The following is a 20,116-nucleotide window of genomic DNA, read 5'->3' as shown; positions in this document are numbered from 1 at the left end:
TTTATTGTTTACGATCCCTAAACAAGCTTGTTTGCGATGCCTAAACACCTTTGTTTGTGATGGGCAAACAGGTGTGTTTAGGCATCGCAAACAGATTGTCTTATTCTGCTTTTATCGCCTCCGCCGGATTGGTCCGTGCTGCTTTCCGTATCTGCCAGATCAAGGTTGCCAGCGATATTCCGGCAGTTATGAGCAGGGCGACGGCGAATATCCACCAGGATATAGGGGCTTTGTTGGCAAAGTTTTCCAGGTATTTGAAAATAGCCAATAATGAAACCGGAAGAGAAATGATGAAAGCTAATCCCAATAGTTTGAAATATTTGCGTAGCATCATTTGCATAACTGTACGGGTGGTTGCTCCGTTCACCTTGCGTATGGCAATTTCACGGTATCGCTGCTGAACATCGAAGAGAGACAGACTGAATAACCCCAGTGAAGAGATCAGAATGGCTATGATTGTAAATAAGGAATAGATGTAAGCCGCCTTTTTATCATCTTTGTAAAGAGCACTGACTTCGTCTTCGACAAATGAATATTCGAATTCGCCGCCAACGGTATCGTTGTGGAGTTTCTTCAGAAAGGCGATCGCTTCCTGTTTCTTCCCAGGGACAATCGAGGCCATTAGCTTTTGGCTGTTGTAACTTCCGGAGTTGGAAATGACCAGCGGGGCGTTGGGCTTGGACAAGTGTGTGAACTTGAAATCCTTTACTACTCCGATAATATGGTAGGGAGGATTTGTTTTCCTGTCATCCCGGCTGGTAAACCATAAACGGCTATCCGGCTGTAATAATGCTGTTTCTATATTGGTTATGCCAAACAGTTTTTGTGCCGTCTCGTTAATGATGAACTGGTAACCATATGTATTATCAATGGAGTCGTTCCAGAACCGTCCTTCTTTTAACTGCAAACCGTACATCTGTATATTTTCTGCGGACATGTAGGCTGAGCAAACCTCTTTATATTCCCCTTCCGTAGTTTTCAGGCGGATACCGCTTTCCTGTATCGTGTGAGGGCTGTCTCCATATACCCATTGAAGGAAAAGGGGACTGGCATTCATTTTCTGCTTTATCTCACCATCCAGCCGGTTAATGTTATTGAAGTATTTGGTCCGGTCTTCATCCGGCATGCTCCATACGTTGCTGGGGTGCTTGATGAACTGAGCTTTTATAATATCTTTGGTTTTATATCCCAAGTCTGCATTCAGCATAAAATGAAGCTGTTTCATAAAAAACAGAGAAACAATGATCAGGCAGCAGGTGATAATATACTGAAAAACGATGAAGACAGCACGTGAAACCACTGAATTACCGCTGGTATTTACAGAGCGAAGTGAGGTTATGGGCGGTGTGTAATTATATTTGATAAAAGGATACACGGAGGTTATGGCCGGTAAGAGTAACAGGATACCTATTGAAAGCAAAAGATCGAATGTCAGGTTATTTACCTGCGAGATACCCAGGGTCGATTCGATAGCTCCTCCGCTTATCTCGATTAATATCCAGGCAATAAAGAGGGCACAGCCTATCATTACAATGTTTTCACCGACGAGTTGAACCAGCATTTGGAAGGCTCTTGCTCCAAATACTTTTTTCATCCCCAGTTCGCGTGCCCGTTTCAGCATCAGGACAGTGTAGATATTGATAAAATTGAAGATGCCGATAAGTAAAATTAAAAAAGCGACGCCGGAGAGCACCAGGACATTGTTATAGTTTCCTCGCAGGTAAGTATCATCAAACATATTGACGGTCTTGTCGAAGTACGATTTGCTGAGGGGAAGCAGTTGGTTGGGTGTTTCCTTATTTCCTTCTTCCCTGCTACTGATAAATTCCTTATTCAGTTTATCGATATCAGTACCGGGAGCCAGTAATACGAGAGCGTTGAAAGCGCGTCCCCATCTTTCTTGCAGTTGCAAGGAAACGAGCAGGTCAAACTGGATAGAACTTTTATCGACAGGTTCGTCGAGAACCGTGGTGATCGTAATTGTTTTACCGTTGGAATGCTGTATGCTTTTTCCTACTATATCTTTGTCTGTGCCGAACAGTTTACGGGCAAAGTTTCGCGTAATAACAGCTCCTTGCGGGTCTTGCAGCGGAATTTGTTTATTGTCGGATACTACCGGATAATCCAGAATCTGCAAAAAGGCAGTATCGGCAACCAGGATACGTGCATTGTATTTTTTATCATCGACTGTTATATAGTCTTCTGTAAAAGAAGAGAACGGGGCCACTTTCTCGACAGACGGATTATTTACCAACCGAGCGTCTCCTATGCCTGTTCCGGGATTGAAATTGTAATAAAAACGAGGCATTATTTCTTGTTCGAAATGCTGTGTGACCAGACATATACGATCCAGGTTTTTATTGAAATGGTCTACTGTCAATTCCCTGTACACGTGCCGTGATATGATCATGACACATGTCAGGCTCATTGCCAGCCCTAATATGTTGATGACTGTATAGAGCCGGAAACGTGAAAGGGACCGGATAGCAAGTAGTAATATTTTCATGGTAGTTCTTCTTCTGTCTTTTTTATTTCAAAATCAACTCTTCCGCGTCGCCAAAAGTACTGTATCCGGTGACAATAACCTTATCGCCTGCTTGTAATCCGCCGGTGATCTCATACTGCTGTGGGTTCTGTCGGCCGATGCTGATGTTTACTTTGCGGGCTTTTGTCCCGGTCTCGTTCAGCTTATAGATCCATTGGCCGCCGGTCGTCTGGAAGAAGTCGCCGCGCGGGATGACCAGTGCCTCTTCGGGTTGTCCCAGTTCGACCTGTACGCGGAAGCTCTTTCCGATGCGGACATTCTCGGGTGATTCTTCGGTAAAGACAAGATCCACATCGAAGTTACGATCTTTTACTTCCGGTACGACCTTGGTGATGCGTAGCGGATATTTCTTTCCCTGCCAGGTGATGGTGGCGGGAAGGCCGGTTGTGATACGGTCGATATAATATTCGCTGAGTGACGTATGTATCTTGAACTGGTCGAGTACCTTGATCTCGGCGATGGCTTCGGTGCTTTGCACCTGCTGGCCCGGAGTTACCTTGACAAAACTGAGTTGTCCTGCCAATGGGGCGCGGACGATCAGGTTCTCCATGCGTTCCTGGGCGCGGTCGTATTTCTTCCGTTCACGTTCCAGGTCATTCTTCATCAACTCACGGCGGAGGATGGTGGCAGCGCTGTCGTGGCGCAGACCTTCCAGTTGCAGGGCGGTGCTTTGCGTTTTATATTCGAATTCATCCCGCTGTACTTCCAGTTGCGCCTTGCTCTTTACACCCATGCGGAACTCCTCTTCATCGAGGGCGAAGCTCTTTTTCAGGCGGTTGAGTTCATAGGTTGTCTGTAATGTTTGTTTTTGCAGGTCCAGGCTTTTCTGTTCCATTTCGATCTCTTTTTCCTGGAAGGAGATCAATTGTTTTTCCCACTCGTCTCGCTGGTCGTCGATGGTACGTATCAGGTCCGGATTGGTCAGGGTAAGGATGGTGTCGCCCTTCTCCATCATCGTTCCTTCTTCAGCTACGATACGTTCGACGCTACCGGCTTCACGTGCGTTTATTTTGATGGTGAGGATGGGTTGAACCACACCTTCCACATCCACATATTCCATGAATTTATCGGCTTGTGCTTCGCCGATGATGAGGTTGTCCGCTTCGGTGCGCAGTTTGCGTCCGCCTGATGCAACGATCGATACATACACCAGAAGGATGACAAAAGCGATACATCCGGCGATATGCCAGCGGTAACGGTAATATACGGGTTTCTTTTCAATAGGTCTGTCCATTATTTATTTCATTAATTGTTCATAATCGAATGTCAGTTCACGGTTCCGTTCGAAGTCGTAGCCGGTCATGCTGCGCAGACCGTAGTACAGGCTCCAATAATTATATAAGGCTGTTATATATTCTCTTCGTGCCCGGTCCTTTTCGCTGATGGAGGCATTGAGGTCGAGGATAGTCGATTTACCCAGCAGGTACAGTTTTTGGGCAACATCGTTCCTGCGTTGGGCAGTCTGGTCGGTTTTCTGTGCGATCATCACTTTATCAGCCTGCAGGTTGAACTGTTTGACCATTTTGATGACATTCAGTTCGAAGTCGTTGCGTGACTGCTCCACCTCGGTATATACTTTGTCGCGGTTGCTGAGGGCAACTTTTACCTTCCCTTTACCGACACCCCAGTCCAGGATCGGGATGCGTATGCCAAGGCTGACTAATTGTTGATCCAAAGGGTCCCGGTAAGCCTCTTTCAGTTTTTCGTTTGTCTGCGTCAAGCCGAATTGCATATAGAGGTCGGCTTTGAAGCCGCGGGATGCTTTCGCCTGTGCTACGGCACTTTCGCTTTCCAACCGGCGGCGCTGGAGGTATTCCGGTTCCGGATTATTCTCGTAAGCCAGCTCGAGCGCTTGCTTTACTTCCACATTGAAACGGGGGATTTCTTCGTTTAAACTGGCGATCAGTTCTGAAGCATTGGTGATACCCAGGTAGCTACGCAATGATTGAATACAGTCGTCTACTTCAATACGCGCGTTCATCATATTAGTCTGTTCGGTCAGGAGGTTCAGTTCCAGTTGTAGCATTTCATTTTCAGTGATCGTCCCGATATTATACCGTCCCTGGGCATATTGATAGAGGGTATCGGCATTTGCGTAATTATATTGTGCGATTTCCCAGTTGGTCTGTGCGGTGGCCAATTGGAAAAACTGTTGGGTTGCCTGTGCGGCGACCAGTTCGAGTGTTTCTGTCAGGTTCTTTTTTGATTCGGTATAACGGAGAGGTTCGATTTTCCGATCCCATTTGAACTGGTTGTATCCGAACAAGTTTTGTTCGTAGCCGAGCACGATGGGAGTGGTGTTATACGAACTTGTCTTTTCCGAAAACAAATCGAGTCTTTGCAAGGCTGTTTTCACGAAAAGGCTTCCTCCGGTGAATGGTATATTCTGATTGATCGTGAGTCCGGCATCCACCATCAACTGGTTGCGGTGTACGAAACTTTCGCCTCCGTCGGGCAAGGTCACCGAACTGATCGACCGGTTCAGTGAAGGACTGGAGGTGAAAGTCAGACTGGGTAGCATGTTTGCACGATAGGAACGCCAGTTCCAGTAAGCCGCCCTGAAAGAATGTCGGGCAGCGATGGCCTGTGGAGATTGTTCCTGGGCCATGCGTACGGTCTCAGATAAGGTGAGGCGTAACGTATCCTGCGAGTAAGCCGGGAAAGCGGCCAGTGCAGCAAGGATTATCGATAATATGTGACTTCTCGTATGTTTCATATATTATTAAAAACAAATAGTATGCCATGTTTTTAATGTCTTGAATATTAGATAGTAAGTAGTGTGTTCGTTTTTGTGGTCAGTGCGTCAGCGCACAAAAAACGTTCGTATTCGCACGCCCTGTTTATTGTTTTAATGCTTATCTTTACCCCCACATATTTAATATACGCATACGATATGAAACAAGGGAAAATACTGATCATCGACGATAATGAAGATGTGCTTTTTGCACTGAATCTGCTGTTGGAACCTTATGTAGAGCAAATCCGTGTGACCACACAGCCGGAGCGTATCGAGCATTTTATGGAAAGTTATGTGCCGGATGTGATCCTGCTGGATATGAATTTCCGGAGGGATGCCATTAGCGGACAGGAAGGTTTTTTCTGGTTGGAGAAGATAAAGAAGGCGGATCCGGATGCCGTTGTCCTTTTTATAACAGCTTATGCCGATACGGAAAAAGCCGTGCGTGCCATCAAAGCCGGTGCGACGGATTTTATCCCTAAACCCTGGGAGAAAGAGAAGTTGCTGGCCACCTTATCTGCCGCCTTGAAACTTCGTGAAAGCCGTACGGAAGTGCGGTCGCTGAAACGCCAGGTAGCGGCTCTGGAGAGTTCGGATGAGGAAGGTTTCGAGATTATCGGTGAGAGTAATGCCATGCAGGAAATCTTTGCAACGATCGAGAAGTTACGTCATACGGATGCCAATATCCTGATCCTGGGGGAGAACGGAACAGGTAAGGATCTTGTTGCCCGTGCCCTGTATCATCATTCGCCGCGTAATGGACAGGTCTTTGTGGGTATCGACCTGGGAAGTATTCCCGAATCGCTTTTTGAAAGTGAACTGTTCGGTTATGAAAAGGGGGCCTTTACGGATGCTCGTCGTGATAAGCCGGGGCGTATGGAGGTGGCAACCGGCGGGACTTTGTTTCTGGACGAGATAGGGAACCTGAGTATGCCGATGCAGGCCAAACTGCTTACTGCGATAGAGAAGCAGCAGATCACCCGGCTGGGGGCTACCCGTCCGGTTTCGATAGATGTCCGCCTGATCTCCGCTACCAATATGAATATTCGTGCAATGGTGGAGGAGGGGACTTTCCGCCAGGACTTGCTTTACCGTATCAACACCATCGAACTGCATATTCCTCCTCTTCGGGAGCGTGGGAATGATATCCAGTTGCTGGCGGATTATTTCCTGATACGCTATGCCCGTAAATATAAGAAAGAGATAAAAGGTTTATCCCGCGAAGCCCGGAGCAAACTGCAAAACTATAACTGGCCGGGGAATGTCAGGGAGTTGCAACATGCCATCGAGCGGGCAGTGATCCTTTCCGACGGATTGATGCTGAAACCGGAGAATTTTATGCTCCAGCCTTCCGTTACCAAAAAGAAAGCGGAACTGGAAGAACTCAACCTCAGCATTCTGGAGAAAGAAGCGATTGAACGTGCTTTGCGGCGTGCCGACGGGAATGTGACCCGTGCCGCCGAGTTACTGGGTATTACCCGTTTTGCCCTTTATCGGAAATTGGATAAGTTGGGCCTATGAAACGGTATACCATCCTGATAAAGATCGTCCTGATCGTTATATTGTCGCTGACAATTGCGTTCCTGATACTGAAAAGCCTCTATTTTACTTCGGTAATGATGAGCGCTATCCTGATCGTATTGGCTTTCTCATTGTATCTGGACCAACGTAAAACGATTCGCCGGATGGAACATCTGATTGCGAATATTCATTACGGAGACCTGAATCTGTCTTTTCCGGTTCCTACTTCCGGAGGGGCGGAAGCCGAGTTGACCCGTTCGATGAATGAGGCCCTGAATGCTTTTCGTTCCCGGCTTTATAATTCGGTGGTGGCGGAGGCTGAGACAGAAGCCTGGCAGAAACTGATCCGCGTATTGACGCATGAGATTATGAACTCGATAGCCCCTATTATTTCCCTGTCGGAAACGGTGACGGAGCGTGCCGAATTAAACGGAATGAACGAGCGTGACTACGCAATCATGTTGCAAGCCATACAAACGATTCACCGTCGGAGCAAAGGGTTGCTCGACTTTATCGAAAACTACCGGAAGTTGACCCGTATCCCAACGCCGGCCATGCGGATATTTCCTGTTTCGGCCTTATTTGACGATTTGCAGAAGCTGGTTCCAATGGATGGAGTCAATGTTGTTTATTCTATCAGGCCGTCCGAATTAAGATTATATGCAGACCGGGGGATGATTGAACAGGTACTGATTAATCTATTGAAGAATGCGGTAGAAGCCTGTGGCGACAGTATCCGTCCCGAAGTGCGTGTAGAGGCTTTCAGACAAGATGGGATACCGGTGATAACCGTATCGGACAATGGTAGCGGGATTGTACCCGAAGCATTGGATAAAGTATTTGTCCCATTTTTCACCACTAAACCGAAAGGCTCAGGGATTGGACTTAGTGTATGTCGTCAAATCATGAACCGTCATGGAGGAAATATTATGGTCGCTTCCGAAATCGAGAAAGGGACGACTTTTACTCTTCAGTTTCTTGATACGCGTATTCTTTAAAAGTTTTTTTGATATTCCAAATATTAACAAATATCCGCGTAGTTCCCGTAGGACTATGGTTTAAAATGTTTTCAAAGGGAGAGAAATAATAACATATATTACTAATAGAAATAAGTATATTCCACATGATAGATAGTTCCTCGCCGGAAAGTAGATAGGCTAAAAGTGCCTGGATAACACTAACAATCTATTATCTCTATTCATTTAGTTAGCTAACAGAATCGGCAATTTTTCATTAAGTTTTATCCGTGAGAATACTAGGATCTGCACCAGCTGTGAATTCGTTTAGAATCAGTTTGTACCATCGTAAACATCGGGAATAAAGTATCGGATATGCGTTGTCTAACCCCTTCTTAGTTAGATTGTGTAAATGTATTTTAAACGAACTTACAACTTGTGCAGATGCTAGGCATCTAGGAAGTAAATGTGAATGAACAAGTGCTCATTTTGTTTATTTTCCCATAGTGTACACACAATTGGTTGTAATTTTTATTCATGCACTTTAAGTCTATATACTATCCGTCAAAGACTTATTTAATATGTGATATATACTGGTTATTAAAATTAATATATGTTATTATTTCTCTATCTTTGCAACCTCTTGTTACCATAGTCCTACGGGAACTACGATTTCTAGTGTTAATATTATTATCTGATTTAATACATAGTGTCTATGAAGAAGAAGCTAACATTTATCTTGCTGTACCTGGTTATAGGTATCTGTACAGCAATGGCTCAGTACACGAAAGTGACGGGTACCGTCACTTCGGCGGACGATGGAGAGCCGATTATCGGCGCCTCTGTTATGGTTAAGGGTACGACTATCGGTACTGTGACCGATATAGACGGTAAATTTACTCTTAACGTTCCGCAAGAAGGGAAAATCCTACAAATCTCTTATGTAGGTATGAATTCACAGGAAGTAGCCGTAAAGCCGGTCGTGAATGTTTTTTTACAAACCGATACGCAGAATCTGGATGAAGTGGTTGTTACCGCCATGGGTATCTCGCGTTCGGAAAAAACGCTGGGTTATTCGGCAACAACCGTAAAAAGCGATGAAATTATCAGTTCGCGTACTACTAACGTAGCAGATGCTTTGTCCGGAAAAGTGGCCGGTCTACAGGTTAGTTCTACATCTGCTGATCCGGGTGCCGTAAGTAATATTACGATTCGCGGATTTAGCTCCATTAATGGTGACAACCAGCCGCTTTACGTAGTAGACGGTGTGCCTTTGCAGAACAGTATGGGTTCGGGAAGCGGTAAAAACGTAGCCCTGGGCGGTATCAGCAACGTGGCTTCCGAAGATATCGAGTCGATGACGGTTTTGAAAGGGGCGGCAGCAACTGCCTTGTATGGTAGCCGTGCGGCAAATGGTGTGATCGTAATCACTACCAAGTCGGGAAAAAGAGGCGACAACCGTAACTTCTCGATCAATTATAGCGGTAGCGTACAGGCTCGTATGGTGTCGCTTTTACCTGATTTCCAGAATACCTTCGGACAGGGATGGAACGGCGCACAGACCTTCATCGAGAACGGTTCGTGGGGTCCTGCAATGGATGGCTCTATGCAAGTCTACGGTCCGGTATGGAACAATCAGCAGCTTATCCACGAATACAGTGCAAAGAAAGATAATGTGAAAGAATTCTTCGAACCGGGGTGGTCACAGAATCATACACTTTCTTTAAGTGGTGTGACGAACGATGCGAAGATGGATTATTATCTGTCTTATTCATATACGAATGATGATGGTATCATGCCTTATGATTATGATACGTATGAACGTAATACGATCGCTTTCCGCGGCAGCTATAAAGCAAACGATTGGTTGAAGGTTTCTTCTTCTGTTAACTTCGCACGGAGTAGCACGGATGCCGTAGGTAGTTTCCAGGGTACTTCCGTAATTGACGGTGTGCTCGAATTGCCGCGCGACGTCTCTGTTGTGGATATGAAGAATACAAGCTCGGCATTCAATACGCCGGAGGCTTATTTCACTCCTTATGGCATCACCAACCCTTATTGGGCATTGGAAAACAATTATAACCATACGGCTTCAAAACAGGTATACGGAAAGGTTCAGTTGGATGTAAATCCGATCAAAGACCTGCGCCTGTCTTATCGTATGGGATTCGACTATACGGATTACGACCGTAAGGTGGGCAGTCCCCAGATCGCTCTTGACGATGCTTTGATTAATAACGATTATGGATATGCCCCGTCGAATATGAACCAAAGCGGTTATGTGTATGCTGCATACGGACGCCGTTATGAGTTCAATCATGATTTCCTGGCAAACTATGCCAAACGTTTCCTTGATAACCGTCTGGATGTAAACGTGAATGCGGGTGTCAATATGAATGAACGCAGCGCAACTTCTATGACCGGTCAGACCGACGACTTGACTTTCTACAGCGGGTTCTGGGATCTGAGCAACGGTGCGACAAAGACAACTTTGTCCGAGAGCCAGAGCAAACGCCGCCTGGTAGGTCTTTTCGGTGATGTTACCCTGGGATGGGATGATATGATTTATTTGAACGTGACAGCCCGCAACGACTGGTCGTCTACATTGCCTATCGACAACAATAGTTTCTTCTATCCGGGAGCTACGTTGAGCTGGATTTTCACGCAATTGATTCCTGAAAACAAGATATTGACTTTCGGTAAGGCTCGTCTGGCGTATGGTAAAACCGGTAATGACGCCTCTCCGTATCGTACGGGTGTGACTTATGTACAGGGTACGGCTCATGGATATTATGGTAGCGATGTGGCTAAGTTCCCCATGAACGGAGTGAATGCCTTCATGTCGTCCAACACAAAGGGTAGCAATACGTTGAAACCTGAAATGACTTCGGAGTTTGAAGTCGGTTTGAACTTGCAGTTCTTCAACGGACGTTTCGGAGTGGATGCCGCTTATTATAACCGTAATACGAAGGATCAGATCTTTACCCTGCCGACCGATCCGTCGACGGGTTATAGCTATATGGTAACCAACTTCGGTGAAGTAAGTAACAAGGGAGTCGAATTGGTGATCAATACGGTACCCGTACAGACGAGAGATTTCCGTTGGGATTTGAGCTTCAACTTCTCAAAGAATAAGAATGAAGTAATTTCATTGCCTGAAAGCCTGGAAGGTGGTAAAGTCTCCATATATGATTTCTCAGCAGGAAATGATGCTGTTTATATGTATGCCGAACAGGGTAAACCGATGGGACAGTTCTATACTTATTTGCCTAAATATACAGCCGATGGCAAGCCTATCGTGGATACAAACGGTCAGCCCGTTTTAGGTACAACGGTTGAAGATACCGGAAAGAATATGAATTTCGACTGGACAGGCGGTATTAATACGGCTTTCACGTATAAAGATTTCACGCTGAGTGCTGCTTTCGATATCCGTAAGGGTGGCTACATGTTCTCCCGTACGAAAAACCTGATGCAGTTTACCGGTAACGGTATCGTGACTTCTTATAACGAACGTCGTCCTTTCATCATTCCTAATTCGGTGCGCGAAAATGCCGATGGTACTTATACGGAAAACTCCACCCCGATTTATTTGGGCAACGGAAGTTATCAAACTTATTTTAATGATTACGGTTACGGTTTTGGTGGCGAGGCTTATTTGCTGGATCGTTCGTTTGTCAAGTTGCGTAATATCAGCCTGACTTGGAACGTGCCTAAGAAATGGGTTCGTAAGATGTCGTTGAGCAATCTTTCCGTGACGGCATTCTGTAACAATGTCTTTACTTGGACTGCCTCAGATAACTATTATGTGGATCCGGAGTCGACTACAGTGTCTCAGGCTTCTTACGGTGATTTGGCAACGCAATTCGGTGAGCTTTATACCAATCCGTCTTGCCGTGTATTTGGCTGTAACCTGAGTGTTAAATTCTAAAATTAAGGAGAAAGAAGATATGAAAAAAATAATAGTAGCATCTGCCCTGGCATTGGGGTTGGGTTTCAGCTCTTGTAACAGTTATTTGGATATCAATACCGATCCGAATTCGCCGGCCGAAGAGAATATCGAAACCTATATGTTGATGCCTGTCATCGAGATGAACATGGCTTCGAGCTATGGTAACTTTTTGCGGATTGCCGGCGGTTTCCATGCACAGCAGTATGCCCACCTGTTCGGTACCAGCAACTATGTGGATTATTCACAGTTCAATATGTCGGCTACGCGTAGCAGCGGTACCTACACACAGTTCAATCAGAAGGCCCTCTCTAACTTGAAAACGCTAATGAATAAGTCGGCCGCCGAAGAAGATTGGGGAACTTATCTTGCCGGTACTGTATTGAAGGCTTTTGTCTATGAAGCTTTGGTAGACTGTTATGGCGAAGTGCCTTATACGGAGGCCATGGACTTGGATAACTACCCTACGCCCAAGTACGATGACGGACAGACGGTGTATGAGGGGGTGATTGCAGAGATCAACGCAGCTTTGGAAAATGTGGTTGCTTCGAGTCCTGTTTGTACGAACTTCCTTTTCCCGTCGGCAACGGCTGGCAAGTGGATTCAGTTTGCGAATGCATTGAAATTAAAAATGCTGATGCGTATGTCTACGGTGAAGGATGTGAAGTCTGAAGTGGCTGCTCTGATCGCGGAAAATAATTTTCCTGACGAGGATGTTAGTTATAAAGATTGCTGGAATAATGTGCCGGGAGCCATGAATCCGTTTTATTCGGAAGAATTTGCTACGACTTGGGGATCTACTCAGACTAATATTGCGGCCAACCTGGCTATCATCGGTACTATGCGTATAGAAGACAGCGAAGGTAATGTTGTGTATGAAGACCCTCGTTTGCCTAAATTCTTCGATAAAAACAAGGCCGGACAATATATGGGCGGTATCTCGGGTACTAACTATCCGAAATCGACTACTAAGTTACAAGATTGGTGCCGTCCGGTGGCCAGCTACGATATGCCGGTTTATTTGATTACGTTGGCAGAGATCGAGTTTTTCAAGGCTGAGTATTATGCCCGCTACGGTTCGGCCGTTGAGGCTGCTTCGCATTATGCAGCTGCCGTTGAGGCTTCTTTTGCTTCGGCTGGTGTAGGAGGGGCAGCTGAGTATGTGGCCCGTTATCCTTATAATGCAAGCAATATGGAACAGAGTCTGGGTATTGCCAAATGGGTAGCACTGTCTGGTGTGAATCCTTTCGAAGCCTGGTGTGAAATGCGCCGTCTGAATTATCCGGCATTTGGAAAGGCGAAGGGTAGCGATTTCTATACTGAAGGTGATCAGGATTCTTATAATGTGTCGGCTTATGTTCCCGGTACGTTGTATACTCCGATCCTAGTATTCGGACAAGTGGGAGAAAATAAGCTGTTGGAACGTTATCCGTATGCAGAAAGTTCTTCTTCGCGTAATGAAAACACGCCCGATTTCCCGGGTTATACATCACCTGTGTTCTGGGGTAAATAAGTAATCATTCAATATAGAGAAATATGACGATGAAAAGTAAATTAACATATATGATAATATCCGTACTGGCTGTTTTTTCGTTGGCCGGTTGCGGGGATGATAGTACGGAGGGAATGACCTTTATAACCTACTATCCGGAGTTGACTTTGGAAAATTCGGCGGATGGAGGTACAACACTTTATTGTGCCAAGGGAGGTACGTTTACCGATCCCGGTTATACAGCGATTCTGAATGGTGAAGATGTGACCGATCAGGTGCAGGTGGATTCTAATGTAAATATGGACAAGTCAGGCATATATACAGTGGCTTACTCGATTGTGAATGCCGACGGATTCGTTACAACTGCCAGCCGTAAGGTGATCGTGACAGATCAGAATGATCCGGTAGAAGGCGTATACTACGTTGATCCGGCAAGTTATCGTGTCAGCAGTGCCGGCGAAACGCCTTATGGTGCCAGCTACGAAATGACTGTGTTCAACAATGGCAACGGTACGTATGCAGTGAGCGACTTGCTGGGCGGTTGGTACGACAAGCGTGCTAATTACGGTATCGCCTATTCCATGCCGGGCGATATTAAAGTCTCTGAAGATGGTTCTATAGAGATGCTTTCAAGTTCAGTTGCCGGCTGGGGCGATTCGGCCGACTATATGAAAGAGGGTAAGTTCGATTCGGCTACAAATACGCTTTCCTGGCAAGTTGGATATGCCGGTTCCATGGATTTCTATGTAACAATGACTAAACGATAAGGATATGAAGAAAGTAATATATTTATTGATGATGTGTGCAGGAGTCTTGCTGTTTTCCTGCGAGAAAGACGAAATCGGCGGGACAGCTACCGAGGCCCTTGCCGGTGAATGGACTGTAACGGTGGATGCTGTCGACGGAAGCGGTAATGTGGTTGAAGAGGATTTCTTCGGATTGGGACGCGTTATGCTGAATACTTACAATACAGCAGCTAATCTGCCTACAGAAATGTATGTGGATGATCTGGGGAACTTCTGGGAATATAAAGTAAAGGTTCAGTCAGATGTAAATACGTTGACTTTTGCCACATCGGGAGCTGCAACAAATGAGGTCGGCGATCCGATCAATGTAACGATCGACGGTGGCAAGATTTTGCCGGGAGCAGCTACGACGCCTCATGGTACGCCAGCTGACAGTATCGTATATTACGTCTCATTCAGTGACGACGAGTATCCGGCTCAATACGGCTATGCCAAATACAAAGTGTCCGGATATCGTTATACAGGACTTGCCGTTGATGATTAATAGGGACATATACAATATATCAAGCTAACCGAAATTTTTTACTAGACACACAAGTTGGCCGGAGTGAGTAGGGATACTCGTTCCGGCCTTGTTTTTAATTGTACTATTCATTGTGTCTGATTATAATTACCCTGCAATTTCCGGGTACACGTTCCATATAACAATAGTCTACAAAAGCTCTGTTATCTTCTTTTTCAGATCGTTGGGTTTGATCGGTTTGGCTACATAATCGTTGAAGCCGCTCTGTTTCACCCGTTGTTCGTCTTCGGCAAAGGCAAAAGCGGTCACGGCTATGATGGGGATAACAGTATTATCTTTGCGTATCTCTTTCGTTGCCTGGTATCCGTCCATAAGCGGCATTTTTAGATCCATGAGGATCATGTCCGGATGATATTTTCTGTATAAGTCTACTGCTTCCTGACCGTTCCAGGCATGTACCAGGTTATATTCCTTGAGGATTGCTTTTATATACGTGTAGTTGCTTTCGTTGTCTTCGGCAATCAGTAAGGTTGACTTTTTATTGTTATTCTCAGTAAAGGCATTATTCTGTATTTCTATTTGTACAGGTTCTGCCGCAGCAACGTGCGATTCTTCAATAACCGTATCGGGTAGGGTGAACCAGAAAGTCGAACCTTGTCCCAGTTCAGATTCCACGCCGATCTCTCCTCCCAGCTTCTGTACGATCATCTGGCTGATAGACAGTCCGAGCCCGGTTCCCTGAGCGAAACTGTCTAACTTGACAAAGCGCTGGAAAACGCTGTCTTTGATCTTTTTATCGATGCCGCATCCGGTATCGGAGACAAAGAATAGTAATTTGCCGTCCTTATGTTGATAGCCGAAACGTATTCCGCCTTCTTTGGTGAACTTGATGGCATTGTTGATAAAGTTGGTTATTACCTGCGACAAGCGGTTCTTGTCTGTCCGGATGATACAATGAGACATCTTTTCGACAAATGAAACCTGCACGCCTTCTGCCGCTTTCAGGCGGGAGGTCTGTTCTATATCACATAATAACTGATTGATATCGACATCTGAATAAACAAATTCGAGCGTATTGGCCTCGATCTTGGACAGGTCCAGAATATCATTGATCAATTGCAACAGGAGTTCATTATTGTTATTGATAATATTGATGTATTCTTCGCGTTCCTCCAATTCTTCGGTCATGGCAAGCAGGCCGGAGAAACCGACAATCGCATTAAGCGGCGTACGTATCTCATGGCTCATATTTGCAAGGAAGGCCGATTTCAGGTGATCCGATTCTTCTGCTTTTTCCTTAGCCAGTCTCAATTCGTTCTCAGCTAGTTTCTGCTTGGTGACATTTTCTTTCTTGAATACTACACCCAAAAGATTTTCCTTTGCATCGAGTATTGGGTTGGCAAATACATGTGTATATTCACCCGGGGCACATTGCTTGACAAGCTCGAAAGGCTTCCGGCTTTCCATGGCGGAAATCAGCGCACATTCATCGCAGAATGGTTTCAGCCCGTTTTTAACCAGGCAGCAGTTTCTAGGACCATATTGCGGACTGCAAGGCATTTTTATCTGATTCTCCCATTTGACCGAATAGTCCGGTTTTATGAAACGGATAGAAGACTGAATGTTATTCATAATAATAACATTGTCTTTCTGCAGGTCCATCAGTTCGTCTTTCAACCGGTTGGTTCTGAACAGGAAGAACAGGATCATTATCAGGAAAAGTAACAATACGCATGCAACGATCAGCAAGATCTCAAATCTGTATTTGATAAACAGATTGCCCTCCACATTGATCAACGTGGAATCGGCAGGCAGACAGTCTCTTTCTATATTGAACTCTCTTAGTTTTTTGGCATCGAAAGTATATCCGTTGGGAATACTTACTGCCTTCATCTCTTTTTGGAGTACTTTCTTTGTTTGGATATCGATAGCCTGTTTGGCAAGATCTTTACCGATGGAACGGTATTTAGGCATGTAACCGCCTATTGCCCAATGGCTAAGTCCGATAGAAGTCAGTGTGATAGCCGGAAGATTCGGGTTGCCTGCCATCATGGTGTAGGTTGCGTTACCTACATAATACCCGTCGTTTACATCTACACGCCAGGTTCCCAGTAGGATTACGGTTTCCTTTGGAAGTCTCTTTATTTGTTCGACAATGGTGTAGATATTATTTTTCCGGCCGTCCAGCAGTATGAGATTCTGGTCCGGGAACTTTTTCATTTCCTTTTTTACCAGTGCCTGCAAAGAGATACCTCCGTAGCTGTTATCTGTTATTAAAGCAAAATGCTTTGTTGCGGGATAAAGATTCAAAGCCAGTTCTATATTCTTTTTTATATCATAATTATAGATAAAACCAGACAGATAGAATCCGTTGTCTATGTAACTTTGGATATCAATACTCTCCGGGTCCCAGTCTGCCATTACGGTATTGGAGTCCGGCAGAATGACCGCATTTCGGCTAACCATCCCACACAGGATAGGAATATCTTTTAGGATCGGTTCATCCTGCGACAGGTAAGAAGACCATCCTTCCTGGCCTAGAATGACTATGGCCTGCGGAGTGTTCTCGTTGTTATATTTTTTTAGCAAGGTTGCCATTTTTCCTTTCCATAAAGGAGCCTCCGGCAAACTTTTACAGTTCATGTTTTCTATGATGACCGGAGCTGTACCTCCCAGACGTTTGTACTCCTCCATGAATTCGGAGATATTTTGCGTGGTATTACGGGTATCCGGGTTATAGGAGCTGATAATAAGGATCGGATGGGTGTCTTCAGCATGGGCCGGGATAGACATAATAATACATACAAGTATGAATAGTATTTGTATGTGGCATATAATATTTCTTAGAATCACTTTCAACATTGATATCTTCTCTGTTACTGTCTGTTTCCCGGCTACAAAAATAGGAATTATTTGTGATCTATGTAGAACTATGGTCAATAAAAACAGAAGAAAATCAAGGGTATTATATTTCTATCATGATTCCTATACTGGGCAACATCGTTCCGGTCATGCGTTCTACCGGTTTCAATTCATATCGTTGTTCTCCTTTTGGGGCATCGGGGTTCAGTATTTTACCTGTTTTTATATAGACGTCCTGTTCTTTGTATTTCGAATTAAGTACGTTCTGAAGATCGATATAGAACCCGAGCATTACTTTTTTCAGATAAAATGTTTTATCTATGCGCAGGTCCAGCTGGGTGAATGGTTTCAGGCGTTCGCTGTTGAAGCGGCTGTAGTCGTAGTAAAGGCTGCCGCTGGCATCCCAGGCTTCCACATAACTGCTTTTCTCCACATCGTAAGGTGTGTATGGTGCGCCGCCTACTACCCGGAGTTTGGCGCCTATATCCCAGTTTTTGGGGAGTGAATAGGTACCGCTGAAGGTGAACAGATGTTTGTTATCCCAGGCGGAAGGAAGGTATTTACCTGTATTTCTTCCGTCTTTATATTCACTGCGGACATAAGTGTAGGAAGCGATGAAAGTGAGCCCTTTGTAATTATACCAGCGCCCCATCAGTTCCATACCGTAAGCTCGTCCGGTAGCGGTGGAGGTGACGGCTTCATTTCCCAGAACACCGTAGTCGGTTCCTTTCGAGGCCAAAGGAATGCTGTCGATGACCGACATCGGATAGCGGTTATAATGTTTGTAGAACCCTTCGGCTGTGAATTTAAGGAAAGAGGAGGGACGATATTCCAGTCCCAGTCCGGCCTGGTCGCTACGGATATATTGAAGGGCGTTTCCCTTGTTGACATAATTCCCGTCGTTATCCTTAAACCCCATAACGGTGTACGGAGGTAACTCATAGTAACGCCCGGCGTTGGCGTTCAGGTAGATATCGCCGGCTATCCGGTAAGACAACGAAAGGCGTGGCGAGAGTTGGTCAAGCATATTCTTCATTTTAGATGAATAATTGTTGGCATCGGCACGAAGTCCCAGCGAGGCGGTAAAACGCTCATTGTCGCTTTCGTAGATGGCGGTGGCATACAATCCCCATTTCCAGATTCCCAGGTCGGTCTGATAGGTGATCTCCCGGGGAATAGTGGTAAATTGTTTCTGGAATGTATGGTTTGTGTATTCCGAATAATCGATGTTGCCACCTGTCTGGAGTTGTATGTAAGGGAGGCGGAAGATATTTTCGCTACGGAGTTTGTTCTCTATCTCGTCCGAGCGGTAATTGAGCGTAAGATTTTCCGGCATGCTTTCGTCGTTATCCCGGTATTTGATGTTTTTGTTGTTCATCTGGCTACGGCTGACGATAACTGAATAGATGTTTTTCCCGGTATAATGCTTGTAGACGGCTCCCAGGGTATAGGTCTTTTGTTTTACAACCGGCAGGTAAGCCAGGATATATTGGTTCTTTTCGCTCATATCTTTCATCCCGGTATTCAGTTTCATATCGTCTATGGCTCCTAATCCGAGAAAAGTGAGTTCGTTTTTCTTGTTGAAAGCATGTTTGATCTTGAACTGGGCATCGGTGAAAGTCGGTAGGAACGGCAGTCCGATCATGTCGAACAGAAATTGCAGATATGAACGCCTGATGGAGACCTGGTAGGTTGTTTTGTCGCCCATCGGTCCGTTAACCGACAGTCCGACATCGGAGGCTCCGACCACTCCGCGCAGGGAGAACTTTTCTTTATTCCCGTCCTGTAGTTTGAAATCCAGCACGGAGCTTAATGCATTCCCTCTGGCAGCGGGAAATGCTGCCGAATAGAAGTTTACTTCGCGTATGAAATCAGGATTAATGATTCCGACCGGTCCGCCCGAAGCGCCTTGTGTTGAAAAGTGATTGATATTCGGAATTTCTACTCCATCCAGGAAGAAACGGTTCTCGGAAGGACCGCCGCCTCTTACCATCAGGTCGTTCCGGAATGCAGCCGTGGAAGCGACTCCGGGAAAAGATTGTACGACACGCGATATGTCACGGTTACCTCCGGCACTCTTTTCTATCTCTTTGAAGCCTATAACGCGCAGTCCGAGCGGACTTTCGGCTGTTTTACGAAACGGGGAAGCCACAACACTGACTTCCTGCAGGTTTTCGCTACCCGGCTCCAACTCGATCGGGAAAAATATATCTTTATTGGCAACGCGGAACTCGGCGGTTACTTCCGGCTTATATCCCAGGAAGGAGGCCTGAAGACGATAACTGCCGGGGGCGACTCCGGTGATCTCGAAATTGCCGACGGAATCGGTTGCTGTTCCTTGTGTTGTGTTCCAGATCACCACTGTTGCGTAAGGCACCGGTTCACCACTTGCAGCTTCCTTTACGATCCCTTTTATGGAATAGCTTTTCTGGGCCTGCATGAACTGGATGCAGACAATAAATAATACCAGGAAGATATATGCTCTTTTATACATCGCTATCGGTTTTTTGGCAAAGATACTATAATATTAGGGAAGGATTGGTTCTAATAGGATATGAACTGTAATTATTGCATCATTACCGGGCGCATACTAGGATTCCCCAAGTTCTTATCTGGTGAAGGATGGAAATATCATATATTATGATACTGTATTTTCATATATTATGCGAATAGAGTATTATAATATATGAGAAAGTAATATCATAATATATGATACTAATGTTCTCAGTATAGGGTTGACTTTGCCTGAAATAGGGGTAATGCATGTCTCTGCCTAACTCTGTTT

11 protein-coding genes are annotated in these 20,116 nt (G+C 45.4%); 6 read left to right on the top strand and 5 right to left on the bottom strand.

The window, feature by feature from the left end:
- Positions 1–100: 100 nt before the first annotated feature.
- From HMPREF1535_RS05365 to HMPREF1535_RS05355, 3 genes are read right to left on the bottom strand one after another with little or no spacing between them, the layout of a single operon-like run.
- Entirely contained in the window at positions 101–2,506 is a 2,406-nt protein-coding gene (locus tag HMPREF1535_RS05365) for an ABC transporter permease (protein ID WP_046145509.1), read from the bottom strand.
- 22 nt (positions 2,507–2,528) lie between these two features.
- Positions 2,529–3,779, bottom strand: coding sequence for an efflux RND transporter periplasmic adaptor subunit (locus HMPREF1535_RS05360; RefSeq protein WP_010801685.1), 1,251 nt, complete (start codon positions 3,777–3,779; stop codon positions 2,529–2,531).
- A gap of 3 nt (positions 3,780–3,782) precedes the next feature.
- Complete coding sequence (locus HMPREF1535_RS05355) at positions 3,783–5,261, bottom strand: TolC family protein (protein WP_046145508.1); 1,479 nt, start codon at positions 5,259–5,261, stop codon at positions 3,783–3,785.
- 177 nt (positions 5,262–5,438) lie between these two features.
- On the opposite strand from HMPREF1535_RS05355, the gene HMPREF1535_RS05350 reads away from it, so the two are divergent.
- The 6 genes from HMPREF1535_RS05350 (at position 5,439) to HMPREF1535_RS05325 (ending at position 14,490) form a co-directional block, all read left to right on the top strand.
- Positions 5,439–6,803 (top strand): sigma-54-dependent transcriptional regulator, encoded by a 1,365-nt coding sequence (locus HMPREF1535_RS05350; protein ID WP_007655351.1) that lies wholly within the window; start codon positions 5,439–5,441, stop codon positions 6,801–6,803.
- On the top strand, positions 6,800–7,801 hold the full coding sequence (locus HMPREF1535_RS05345; protein ID WP_046145507.1) for a sensor histidine kinase: 1,002 nt from the start codon (positions 6,800–6,802) through the stop codon (positions 7,799–7,801). Before HMPREF1535_RS05350 ends, HMPREF1535_RS05345 begins: the two co-directional genes overlap by 4 nt.
- A gap of 673 nt (positions 7,802–8,474) precedes the next feature.
- Positions 8,475–11,690 carry a SusC/RagA family TonB-linked outer membrane protein gene (locus HMPREF1535_RS05340; RefSeq protein ID WP_046145506.1) on the top strand — a complete coding sequence of 1,072 codons (3,216 nt, stop codon included), beginning with the start codon at positions 8,475–8,477 and terminating at the stop codon, positions 11,688–11,690.
- A 19-nt stretch (positions 11,691–11,709) separates the two neighbouring features.
- Positions 11,710–13,221, top strand: coding sequence for a SusD/RagB family nutrient-binding outer membrane lipoprotein (locus tag HMPREF1535_RS05335; protein ID WP_046145505.1), 1,512 nt, complete (start codon positions 11,710–11,712; stop codon positions 13,219–13,221).
- A 29-nt stretch (positions 13,222–13,250) separates the two neighbouring features.
- Complete coding sequence (locus tag HMPREF1535_RS05330) at positions 13,251–13,967, top strand: BT_2262 family domain-containing protein (RefSeq protein ID WP_046146417.1); 717 nt, start codon at positions 13,251–13,253, stop codon at positions 13,965–13,967.
- Between the two features lie 4 nt (positions 13,968–13,971).
- Positions 13,972–14,490, top strand: coding sequence for a lipid-binding protein (locus HMPREF1535_RS05325; protein ID WP_046145504.1), 519 nt, complete (start codon positions 13,972–13,974; stop codon positions 14,488–14,490).
- 168 nt (positions 14,491–14,658) lie between these two features.
- On the opposite strand, the gene HMPREF1535_RS05320 is transcribed toward HMPREF1535_RS05325, so the two are convergent.
- Positions 14,659–17,331: an ATP-binding protein gene (locus tag HMPREF1535_RS05320; RefSeq protein ID WP_046145503.1), complete on the bottom strand. Its 2,673-nt coding sequence runs from the start codon at positions 17,329–17,331 to the stop codon at positions 14,659–14,661.
- Positions 17,332–17,434: 103 nt separating this feature from the next.
- Positions 17,435–19,771 (bottom strand): TonB-dependent receptor, encoded by a 2,337-nt coding sequence (locus HMPREF1535_RS05315; RefSeq protein ID WP_392391958.1) that lies wholly within the window; start codon positions 19,769–19,771, stop codon positions 17,435–17,437.
- Positions 19,772–20,116 lie beyond the last annotated feature (345 nt).

The sequence above is a fragment of the Parabacteroides goldsteinii DSM 19448 = WAL 12034 genome (genome assembly GCF_000969835.1).
Taxonomy (GTDB): domain Bacteria; phylum Bacteroidota; class Bacteroidia; order Bacteroidales; family Tannerellaceae; genus Parabacteroides; species Parabacteroides goldsteinii.
The sequence above is the reverse complement of the archived record's forward strand: the minus strand, read 5'-3'. Positions and strand labels throughout refer to the sequence as shown.